This window comes from Rhodospira trueperi (assembly GCF_900101965.1).
GTDB lineage: Bacteria > Pseudomonadota > Alphaproteobacteria > Rhodospirillales > Rhodospirillaceae > Rhodospira > Rhodospira trueperi.
This window is the reverse complement of the sequence record NZ_FNAP01000034.1, coordinates 1-8,241: the sequence shown is the minus strand read 5'-3', so window position 1 is coordinate 8,241 and position 8,241 is coordinate 1. Positions and strand designations below refer to the sequence as shown.

At 67.5% G+C, this 8,241-nt stretch carries 5 protein-coding genes, 1 pseudogene and 1 CRISPR repeat array; of the genes and pseudogenes, 4 read left to right on the top strand and 2 right to left on the bottom strand.

Features of this window, described 5'->3' with window-relative positions; all coding sequences use genetic code 11:
• The first annotated feature begins 207 nt into the window (after nucleotides 1–207).
• The 4 genes from BLS85_RS18290 to cas6 all read left to right on the top strand — a co-directional run bounded on the left by BLS85_RS18290 (nucleotide 208) and on the right by cas6 (nucleotide 7,765).
• Complete coding sequence (locus BLS85_RS18290) at nucleotides 208–2,073, top strand: RAMP superfamily CRISPR-associated protein (RefSeq protein ID WP_245699289.1); 1,866 nt, start codon at nucleotides 208–210, stop codon at nucleotides 2,071–2,073.
• On the top strand, nucleotides 2,066–3,466 hold the full coding sequence (locus tag BLS85_RS18285; protein WP_092788173.1) for an RAMP superfamily CRISPR-associated protein: 1,401 nt from the start codon (nucleotides 2,066–2,068) through the stop codon (nucleotides 3,464–3,466). Before BLS85_RS18290 ends, BLS85_RS18285 begins: the two co-directional genes overlap by 8 nt.
• Nucleotides 3,463–5,868, top strand: a complete 2,406-nt coding sequence (locus tag BLS85_RS18280; protein WP_092788172.1) for a TIGR03986 family type III CRISPR-associated RAMP protein — start codon at nucleotides 3,463–3,465, stop codon at nucleotides 5,866–5,868. Before BLS85_RS18285 ends, BLS85_RS18280 begins: the two co-directional genes overlap by 4 nt.
• A gap of 282 nt (nucleotides 5,869–6,150) precedes the next feature.
• A CRISPR array of direct repeats spans nucleotides 6,151–6,620; the repeat unit is 38 nt; unit sequence GGGTGAACACCCTTCCGCTTATCCACGCGGACTGAAAC.
• Between the two features lie 176 nt (nucleotides 6,621–6,796).
• Nucleotides 6,797–7,765, top strand: coding sequence for a CRISPR system precrRNA processing endoribonuclease RAMP protein Cas6 (gene cas6 / locus BLS85_RS18275; RefSeq protein ID WP_176793906.1), 969 nt, complete (start codon nucleotides 6,797–6,799; stop codon nucleotides 7,763–7,765).
• Between the two features lie 28 nt (nucleotides 7,766–7,793).
• Here cas6 and BLS85_RS18270 read toward each other — a convergent pair whose 3' ends face one another.
• Together BLS85_RS18270 and BLS85_RS18935 are read right to left on the bottom strand one after the other, a co-directional pair.
• Nucleotides 7,794–8,021 (bottom strand): helix-turn-helix transcriptional regulator, encoded by a 228-nt coding sequence (locus BLS85_RS18270; RefSeq protein ID WP_092788170.1) that lies wholly within the window; start codon nucleotides 8,019–8,021, stop codon nucleotides 7,794–7,796.
• Nucleotides 8,022–8,147: 126 nt separating this feature from the next.
• Nucleotides 8,148–8,241 (bottom strand): annotated as a pseudogene (locus tag BLS85_RS18935) (IS5/IS1182 family transposase); the annotation flags it as partial.

Below are 8,241 nucleotides of genomic sequence, written 5' to 3'. Positions count from 1 at the left end.
GGAGGATCAGTCGCGACTGCGACGGGGGCACGGCGCCCAGAACATGGCCCTCGTGCGCCGCTTCGCCTTCAATATCATCCGCGCCGGACGCGGCAAGCGATCCATCAAGACTACCCGCAAGGTCGCAGGCTGGGACCCCGCCGTCATTGCCCAGCTCATTGCAGACCCGGTTCATTAACCTGGACTCGTTGCCGTGGAGTGCGGCCGGTGACCCTTGCACTTATGACCTATACCTGCGAGGTCGCCGTCCGCTCGCCGTTTTTGTTCCGGGGCCTCGCGGCCGCCCCTTTTGGCGTGGATGCCATCGCGCTCCGCGACGATCAGGGCACGCCGATCATCCCCATGGATCAGATCCGGGGCGTGATGAAGGAAGCCCTGCGCGACCTGCCGGAGAGCGTCGTGTCGGCGAGCGGGCCGCTGGCGATCGACTCACTATTCGGCATCAAAAGCAAACGGGAAGACGAGTCCGGCGCCGCCAACGAGCCGGTCAGGCGCCGCATCCATTTCTCCGACCTCGTGGCCAAGGGGATCCTGCCCGATCTCACCACACCGGACACGGTCGAAGACCTTCCGCAGAAGGGCGCCCACCACACCCGCATCGAGATCGCACCCGACACCGGCACGGTGAAGACAGGCGCGCTCCAGGTCGTCGAGCTTGTCGCGCCAATGGGGGCCGTCGTGCTGTTCACGGGCACGGTTGAGGTCCTGGCTCCGGCCCAGAATCACGACTGCGTCACCGACATGCTCTCCAAGGCGCTGGCGCTGGTCGGCGCCATCGGCGGTCTCAAGAGCCCCGGGTTCGGCGAGGTGGTGGAAGACGGCACGCGGTTGATCCCGAAGGGCGATCCCGTGCCTTTGACGGAACCGACCCCGAAAGATCCGAACAACGATCACATTCGTCTGCGCGTCACCTTCGACCGGCCGATCCTGGTAAATGCCAAAAAACTGGCCGACAACGCCGTTGTCAGCGCCCAGATCATCCCGGGCGCGGTCTTCAAGGGCACGCTGGCCGACCGGTTGAACCATGCCGGTGCGAAGCCGGCGGAGGGATTGCTGGGCGATGTCCTGGCCGCCCTGTCCTTCTCGCACGCTTGGCCGCTCTCCCGCGCGGGGGACCGGCTGTGCCGGCCACTGCCCCTGTCTCTGGTCGGCGCGGACTCGGACGGAACCCTGACGTTCGGCGATGCCCTCAGCGTACCCGACGGACGGGGCACCATGATCGGCTGCCGCCCGGCGTGGTTCGTCGGCGACTGGAAGAGCCCGTGGTTCGAGCCGGGCGCCCAGGCGGCCGGTTATCCGACGGCACAGGTCCGCGCCCCGGTCGCCCGCACCCACACCGAAATCCATCAGGAGACCGGAACGGCCGCCGACCACATGCTCTACACCACCCTGCTTCAGCCGGTGCGAGAGATCGACGGCAAGCCCATTGCGTGGAGCCTCGACATTGACCTGGGTGCGATTTCGGACGACCAGGGCCGACGCCTGGCCCAGGGCCTGATCGAGATCCTGACCACGGAGGGGCTCTACGGTGTCGGCGGCACCGGCGCGCGCGCCACCTTCACCGAAGCCTCTGGCCCCGTCGCTCCGCCGTGCGCAACCCCGGTGCACGGAACGACCAACCGGTTTGCCCTGATGCTGGAAACGCCGGCGGTGTTGTTCGATCCGCGTGACGCGTGGCCGGCGGACGGAACGGCCGTGGCGGCGCGAACAGTGTACGAAGCGGCCTGGGCCAAGCAGGTGCCAGGCGCGCGGCTGCTTTCCTTCTTCGCGGCGCAGAGCCTGGCCGGGGGGGACATCGCGCGCCGGCGCCGTGCCTACGGCAAGGACTATTACGTCCCCTTCGTGCTGACGGATCCGGGCTCGATCTTCCTGATTGAGGTCACCGATGATTCGGGTCGGAAAGCCCTGGACGATGCGGTCCGGTTCGGCCTCACGCCAGCGGCCTTCGGCACCGAGCCCGTGACCTGGAAAACCTGCCCCTACATGCCCGAGAACGGCTACGGACGCATGTCCACCACCTACCTGTCCCAGGCGGATCAGGCGCGGCTGATGGAGGCGGTGACCCATGCCTAGGCTGCGCTACGACATCGAAGGCACGTTGGAGGCCCTGTCGCCCCTGCATGTCGGAACAGGCGAGATGCGGGAGGTGGAGGGGGTCAAGGGCAGGCCGGGCGATAACGCCCCGCCCGGCGTCGCGGCGTTGGCGCGAGACGTGGCGGGAGCGCCCCTGCTGCCCTCGACCACACTCAAGGGACTGCTGCGCGGGTTGGCCGGGTCTCTCGGCGCCGAGATCGGCGGCCCCGACGCGATCACCCTCCTTCTTGGGGAGATCAAGGACACCGCCGTCGGCGGGGACGAGCACGGCCAGCCCTTGCCTCGGGGCAGCATGGGCCTGCTGACCGTGTTCTGTGCCCCGCGCACCGGCGCGGTGCCGGACGCAAGCGCGATGCCCTTCGCCGATGCGCGCCCCATTGCCCAACACGGCCTGGGGGACGGCGTGTTCGTGGCCGCGCGCACCAGGATTGACGGGGCCAGCGGCACCGCCTCCCACGCGACCCTGTTCTTCCAGGAGATGGTCGCCAAGGGCACCCGCTTCGCGTTCCGTTGCCGGATCGAGGCCCGGGCGGGGCGGATCGACAAGGCCGAGCAGGCCCTGACAACCCTCAAGGACCTGCTTGCCGCGCTGACGGCGGAATACGGAGTCGCCTTGGGCAAGGGACAGGCCGACGGCCTGGGGCGGGTCCGGTTGCGTCCGCAAACCCTGTCCGTGACGCGGCGAACCGTGGCCGACGACGGCACGTTCACCAAGACGGCGGTCGAGGACTTCGGCCTGCCGGAAGTGACCGCGCCGCCCGAGGTCGACCGCATCCCCATCCGCCTGCGCTGCGATGGCCCGTTCGCCGTGATCGACGCCTCCAGCACGCGGGAGCGGGGCCGGCATGGGGATGAGGATCCCACGCCACACCTGCGTGCGCAGCGTGAAACCGAGACCATGCCGCTTCTTATCGGCACAGGCATTTCGGGGGCACTGAGGGCGCGTGCCGCGTGGCTCTGGGCTCGCAACGAGCCGGGAATCCGGGCGGCGGCAGAGGAGACCGAGGGACCAGTTCCGGACGACAGAACGGTGGGACCGAAGGATCCCGTGGAGCGGTTGTTCGGACTGACGGGATTTCGCGGTCTGCTCTCGATCGCCAGTCTGGCCGTGACAGCGGAGGCGCCGCTGAACTTCACCTCGGTGCGGATTGATCGCTTCTCCGGCGCGCCGGTCGACAATGCCCTGTTCACGACAGCGGCGTTTATTGGGGTCGATCTGAGCTTCACGCTGACGCTACGAGGCGGTGCCACGAGTGTCGACAGAGCGCTGTTCAACACCCTGTGCGGGGATATCAAGGCCACGGGTCTCATGCTGGGCCACGGCACGAACAAAGGCTTCGGGTGGTTCGACTGGAAGGAGGCCGCGGCATGACCGTCTCACCTCAACAGATCGCCCGGGCCGTTGAGATCTTGAACGCTGAGTTCTCCAAGACACCGTCCCTGGAGGATGCCCTCGATACTCTTGCGGTAGAATTCGAGGACCTGCCCCTGGCGGAACAGGAGCAGCTTGCCCGGGCAGCCATCCCCAGGCTTTCTGTTGCGTCTGCAGTCTCTTCGCCACGGGCGCACGGCCATGGCACGGCCGGAGCAAGGCAGCAACAACCACGCACGATCGACGTGGAGATCGGCGCCCCCTTCCGGTTCGTGACCCTGAACGACATCGTCGCCCCCCGGGACACCGACGCCGGCGCCCTCGATAAACCGATTCCCGGTGGAGTTTCCGCCTGCATCGAGGTGCAGTGGATCGCGGAAACGCCGCTGCTGATCGGGGTCAAGAACGCGCAGGGGGTCACGGAACCCATGACGCTGGGACCGGACGGGCCGCCGGTGATCCCGGGCGCCAGCCTGCGGGGCATGATCCGCGCGGCCACGGAAATCGTCGCCCTGGCGCGCCTGGGCAGCGCCAACCTACACCACAAATACGGTCTGCGCGATTTCGAGCACCCGTCCTATGGCCAGGACCTGCCCGTGTCCGACGTTGATCAAGTCAAGGCCGGCTGGCTGACGTTGCAGTGGGACGACGACGTCGCAAGGAAGACCCCGGAGAACGCCCGCTGGGAGATCGCCTCCCTTGACCACGGCTGGTCTCATCTGCCGGTGGACGACCTGAAGTCCTTCGTTGGCTCCGCCTTCTCGAACAGGGAAGGCTGGATTCAGAAATCGCTCGAAAGCAAATACGGCCTTCTCGGCATGACCCACTCTCAAGGCCGCGACACCCTTTTTACGTTCGACAAGACCGTTGCCGTCTCCCAGCCCCGCAAGGAAGAGACCGGCAATCGCCGCATGGTGCACCCCGGCGGTCCGGTCCAGGGCGTGATCGTCTGTTCCGACAAGCTACCCGGCCGGGGCGGCAACAAGAAGGTCGAGTACGTGTTCCACGGCAGCCCCGAGCCGGGCGTGGTTCTGACGCCCGAGATCGTGGACACGTTCCTTCGCCTCTCCTGCAAGCCGTCGCGCAACAAACCGGAGCCGGATGGCTCATTCAAGAAGCTGTTGCCGACCCTGATGAGCGGCCATCGCGTTCCGGTCTTCTTTGTCGGTGACCTGAACCGGCAGGACGACGGCTTCTTCTTCGGCCTGACCCGCCTGTTCAAGGTCCCGCACTGCAACAGCGTGGGCGACATCCTCGCCCGCCAGAAGGCCCACACCGAAGGTCGCGTGGAAAAACAGGACGGCACGGTGGTCGCCTACAACGCCGATTTCGTGGAGCACCTGTTCGGGTACGTCGTGGAGCGCGAGGACCTGGGGCTCGACGAAACCGACCGCATCGACCCCAACCTCGCCGGCCGCAAGGGGCGCGTCGCGTTCTCCTTCGCCACGTTGGAGCCGGAGCAGAGCCATCGCCTGTCCGACGAGGTGACAGCGGCCATGATGGCGCCGCGCGCCTCCTTTGCGCCCTTCTATCTGCGTGGTCAGGGCGAGATTGACTACAGCTTTCCCGATGACGTCCGCTTGGCGGGTCGCAAGCGTTATCTGCCCCGGTTTCCCGACGGACACACACACGAGGCAATGGCCGCCATCCAGGACATGGCGCACCGCCAAAGAGAGCAAATGGCGGGCGTACGGAGCACCGAGATCTTCTCGAAGATGCGCTTCCTCCTGCCGGGCCCCGGGCAGACCGACCTGCGGTTCCGCAGCCGAATCCGCATGCACAACGTGACTGCGGCGGAGCTGGGGGCGGTCCTGTTCGCCCTGACGCATGGCGGCGATCGGTCGAAACCCTGTCGCCACATGCTGGGCCATGCCCGCCCATTCGGGGCCGGCCAGATTCGCGTTGGCCGCGTCCGCCTCGTCGTCGACCCGAGCGACGCGGAGGCGAAGAGAACGTGGTGCACGCCGGCCGGCCCGGAGGATCTGGTGTCGGAGGACGGCAGGTCCGGCTTCTGCCCCCCGCACACGGAACCCCAGCCCAGCCATGCCATCCAGCCCCTTCTCGCCGCGTTCACGGCCTTCATGCGGCGGTCCCGGACGGCCAACGGAGCGGGCGTCCCGCGCTTCCCGGATATCCCAGAGGTGCGGGAGTTCCTTGGGGCCTGCACACCGGAGGTGACGGCGCGGATCGGTCAGGTCCCGCTGGACTACATGCCGCTGAAGTCATTCAATGCCATCCGGAAGGGAACCAAGCCTCGGAAGGACGGCGGCCCTCCGGCCGCCATCACCCCGGCCAACGGCGCTGCGCCGGTCCCGGGCGTCCGCGACCGGTTCCTTCCAGCGTCGCCGGCGGAGGCGCCGGCCACGCCGACCAGACCGAAAGGAGCTTCGGCGAAGGGGTGACAGGGGCTGGTCGCACACCGCCCCGACGGCTCGGCAGACCGATGCCCACAATCCGCCCGGCGGACCGGAAGACTGGGTGGATAGTCTTGAAAATCAGTGCATTACGGCGCGGTCTGGAGAAATTGAGATCCGTGGAAAACGGCAAGGCTTTGCACCATATGGGATATTTTGGCATGTGCACGCCTTATAATATAACTTCTCGGAAGCTTCGCGGAATGATTTCCCGCATGGGTGGAAAGTGGCCTCAAACAACGGCCTTGATCAAGGGGTTGCAGGGAGGTAAGGTGAACACCCTTCCGCTGATCCACGCGGACTGAAACATGGGGAGCACGGTGTGGTAACCACTGGACGTGGGGTGAACACCCTTCCGCTTATCCACGCGGACTGAAACAATGTCGAAATCGGCATCGGGGAGAAGTCTTACGGTGAACACCCTTCCGCCTGACCACGCGGACTGAAACACGCAAAGTTCGCAAAGAATGGATGCAAATTGTGGAGCCTGGTGAGCACCCTTCCGCCTGACCACGCGGACTGAAACGTTTGCCGCTTGCCACCTGCTGGAGCGTAGCTGGGGTGAACACCCTTCCGCTTATCCACGCGGACTGAAACAGCAACTTGCTGCAGCGTCACTGGTGCCAGGCGGGTGAACACCCTTCCGCTTATCCACGCGGACTGAAACGACAATCGTGAAGCGCATCCCTTCGTGGGCCAGCGCGGTGAACACCCTTCCGCTTATCCACGCGGACTGAAACGAAGCGTTGGGGGCAATAACCCAGCTGTCGCCAGGTGAACACCCTTCCGCCTGACCACGCGAACCGGGCGTCGGCGCCACCCTACCCGAGCCCACCGGCCTACGCCTTCTGATTGCACCCTGACCCGCCGCGCCGTTATGCTGTCGTCCGTATCGGGGGGCAGCCGGAGGGCGGCGATGGAGGGCGCAGGGGCGCGGCAGACGAACAACCCCAACCGTCTGCGACAGCGGTTGGCGGAGCCGATCGACCACGCCACGGCGGACGACCTGCTCGCCCGCTGGTTCCAGGCCGATATCGTGGTGTGTCTCGGCCCCGCCCTGGCCCCGGATCGGATCTCCGACCCGCGCTTTCCCGGCCGCCTGCGCGGCGCCCTGGGCGAGGCCCTGCTGGCCGGCGCCAGCGCCGAGGCCCGCGCGGAACAGCCCTGCCCGTGGGACCCGCCCTGTGCGCTGGACGTGCTGTGGGGCAAGACCGGCACCGTGCGCCGGGGCGTGGAGATCCCCCGGCCGTTCGTCATCCGCGTCGATCCCGATCCGCCAGAAGGCGCCCGCGTCACCCTGTCGCTGTTCGGGTTCGCCACCGACTGGGCGGAGGGCGCGGCGGACGCCCTGGTGCGTGCCCTGCGGGGCGGCATCGGCGGCGGGGCGGACGGCACCCGCCTGACCCTGGAGCCCCAACACCGCACCATCATCACGCCGGAGCCGCCCGCACCCGTGATGCCGGAGGAGGTCGGGCCGGGCCTGGGGGCGGTGGCGCTGACTGTGCGCACGCCCCTGGTGCTGCGGCGCCGGTCCGCCCTGGTGCTCGACCCCCTGGCCCTGCTGACCGGCCTGTCGCGGCGTGCAGAGGGCTTCGCGCGCTGGCACGACACCGCGTTGACGGTGGACGGTGACGCCCTGGCCGAGACGGCCTCGGCCCTGACGCTCGACGGACAGGGCCTCAGCCCGGCCGGCTGGACCCGGAGTTCGGCGCGCCAGCCCGGACGGAGCATCCCGGTGACGGGGGTTGTGGGCCGGCTGGTGCTGCGCGGCCCGCTGGCGGCGCTGGCGCGCGCGGGGGCGCTGCTGGCCCTGGGGGACCGCTTCGGCGCCGGCGGCCACGCCGCGCAGGGGATGGGACGCTACGACATCGAATGCGGCGCATGATTCGGATGGCCGGATGGTGGCCCGCGCATCACGCGGAATACTCCGGGCACGGACGGAAGCGTGACTTCTTCCACGTCTCAAGATCCTGGCGTCGCCAATAGCGCCGCCGCGAAATGAGAACCGGCTGCGGAAACTCGAGATCCGGTCGGTGCAGCCAGCGCCAGAGGGTCATGTCGCTGATGCCACCCAATTCGGCGCGGACGACGCGGGCCGGCACCAGCGCGGTGTCGGACGGAGGGGGTGGGGCGTCGTTCATGGGGACTCCTGATCGTGGCCAAGCGTGATGACTTGGCTGATCATGAGGGGCCGCATGCGAAACAAGCACCTCCCCCCGCTACGCCGCATCCGCCCTGGTGTACGCCCCGGGGCATTTGATCAGGAGGAACTGTTCACCCTGGTAGCCGCCATCGGCAAAGAGTTTCACCAGAAACGGATACAACCCGAACAAGGTGGCCATGACAAGAATGCCGCCATCA